Consider the following 267-nt stretch of genomic DNA (forward strand, 5'->3'; position numbering starts at 1 on the left):
TTATCATTCTCTCGGGCGCTAAAGATGGCGATTTAGGTAAAGCGCTTTTAAAAGGCAACCCGGGCGTTATTGAATCTGTTGTTAGCTTTTACAAGCAGCACTTTAGCGATCATTACTATTTAGAGCTTGTACGAACTAACCGCCCCCTTGAAGAAGACTACTTACACATGGCGGTAGAGCTTGCAGCCAAAGAGCAGTTACCGGTTGTAGCCACTAACGAAGTGGTATTTTTAAAGCCTGAGAACTTTGAAGCGCACGAAATTCGCG

1 protein-coding gene is annotated in these 267 nt (G+C 44.6%); it reads left to right on the plus strand.

Features of this window, described 5'->3' with window-relative positions:
- A partial coding sequence (locus V6256_RS15325; protein ID WP_341599118.1) for a PHP domain-containing protein occupies positions 1 to 267 on the plus strand: 267 nt, incomplete at both ends.

The sequence above is a fragment of the Psychromonas aquatilis genome, from assembly GCF_038155185.1.
Taxonomy (GTDB): domain Bacteria; phylum Pseudomonadota; class Gammaproteobacteria; order Enterobacterales; family Psychromonadaceae; genus Psychromonas; species Psychromonas aquatilis.